3 protein-coding genes are annotated in these 1562 nt (G+C 73.8%); 2 read left to right on the top strand and 1 reads right to left on the bottom strand.

Going from position 1 to position 1562, the window contains the following annotated elements; genetic code table 11:
* The first annotated feature begins 230 nt into the window (after window positions 1-230).
* Window positions 231-761 (top strand): hypothetical protein, encoded by a 531-nt coding sequence (locus AB0O00_RS38840; RefSeq protein WP_363659388.1) that lies wholly within the window; start codon window positions 231-233, stop codon window positions 759-761.
* 19 nt (window positions 762-780) lie between these two features.
* Here the strand turns inward: AB0O00_RS38840 and AB0O00_RS38835 are convergent, their stop codons facing one another.
* The gene (locus AB0O00_RS38835; protein ID WP_363659387.1) at window positions 781-1305 is read right to left on the bottom strand and encodes a hypothetical protein; all 525 of its coding nucleotides are present in this window, start codon (window positions 1303-1305) and stop codon (window positions 781-783) included.
* A gap of 110 nt (window positions 1306-1415) precedes the next feature.
* Between AB0O00_RS38835 and AB0O00_RS38830 the strand changes: the two genes are divergently transcribed.
* The gene (locus tag AB0O00_RS38830) at window positions 1416-1547 is read left to right on the top strand and encodes a hypothetical protein (RefSeq protein WP_363659386.1); all 132 of its coding nucleotides are present in this window, start codon (window positions 1416-1418) and stop codon (window positions 1545-1547) included.
* The last annotated feature ends 15 nt before the right edge of the window (window positions 1548-1562 follow it).

Genomic DNA, 1562 nt, shown 5'->3' with positions numbered 1-1562 from the left:
GACAGGGATGCACTAGTGCACTAGTGCCCTAGTGCACTAGTGCACTAGGGCGGTGGGGCGGGCGCCGGGGACGGCCGCGCAGGCGGGGCGGGGTGGGGGTGCACTAGTGCGCGCGGCGGGCGGCCCTCGAGAAATTTTTCCGGAGTCATGCCGTGTACGGTCGCCCGAGCACGGCCGCCCGGCTTCCCGGGGCCCCCGGCGCTGTCGGTCCCTGTTCGTAGGATCGCCGCATGCCCGACGCCTTCACCGTCCTGTGGACCCACGACACCTGCGACGCCCTGCGCAAGGCCGGCCGCGAAGGCCAACGGCCCCCGGCCGCCTTCAGCGGCGCGCACTCCTCGCTGCCCGCCTGGTCGGGCGCCCGCGCGGGGGACGAGGTGTACGCGGTGCACGTCAGGCAGCGTGAGGTGTTCGTGGTCAGCGGCATGCGGATCGTCGACCGGGACCGGGGTGAGTGCTGCGGCGCCGCCCCGCAGGCGTGGGGCCAGCGCTCCCACCCCGGCCACGACGACTGGTCGATGCTCGGCTCCGGCGGCTGCGGCGCCGAGGTCGTCCACGTCGAGGCGACGCCCGTGCGCTTCGACGTCCCCGTGCCGGGCGAGCTCCTGCCCCGCCTCACCTGGCGCAACCAGCGCGGCCGCACCCGCGGCCTCAAGTACGTCGTCGACGGCCGCCTGGAGCGCGCCGTCAGCCTCCAGGGCTTCTACCGCCTGACCGAGGAGTCCGCCCGCGACCTGGCCGCCCTCCACGACGGCGCGTGAGCCCGCGGGCCCCACGGCACTAGAACTCCGAGCCCACGCCGAGGTCCTGGCGCATCGCGTGCCGCAGGGTCTTGATCAGCGGCCACAGCTCGTCCTGCGCCTCGGCGGCCGACCGCACGCTCTCGCCGGGCCGCGCGTCGCCCTGTTCGAGGCGCTTGACCATCCCGTAGACGCGGGTGAGCGCCTGGTTCGCGGCGTCGCCCGGGGCGATCACGGCATCGGGCGCGACCATCAGCGTCTCGGACCAGTGGTTGCGGTGCGCGTCCTTGGCCTCCTCCAGCGCCCGGACGTCGCTTTCGTCGGGCGTGCGGTCGCGCAGCACGTGCAGGTGGCGGTTGAGCGCGGTAGCGAACTGCCGGGCGTCGCGGTACAGCCGGGTGTAGCACTCGCGCCGCAGGGCGAGGTTCTCACGGGCCTCCTGGAAGCCCCGGCCGATCTCCAACTCCCGCCGCTTGGCCCGCTCGGCACCCCGCTGGGTCAGCAGCGCGCCCCCGAGAGTCCCCGCCACACCCGTCACCGCGATCGCCACCCCCGCTATGTCCACCCGGACACCCTAGTGCTCTGACCGCATACGTTCACCGGGTGAGGGCCGAGCCGGGCCGTGGGCTACGGCGATCGCCGACGGAACGGCGGTGTTCGGGCGGGGAGGTCGGCATGGCGGAGATTGAGGTTCCGGGGCCTGAGCCGGAGTGGGAGACGGCTCCGTCGTACCAGGGCGGGAAGCGCAATCCCGCGTTCCAACGGAGCATCTGGGAGTTCGCCGCCGGCTCCTTCCAGCTCACGTGAGCCGGCGGCCGTCGC

Origin of the sequence: Kitasatospora sp. NPDC093558, assembly GCF_040683475.1 — a bacterium.
Taxonomy (GTDB): domain Bacteria; phylum Actinomycetota; class Actinomycetes; order Streptomycetales; family Streptomycetaceae; genus Kitasatospora.
The sequence above is the reverse complement of the archived record's forward strand: the minus strand, read 5'-3'. Positions and strand labels throughout refer to the sequence as shown.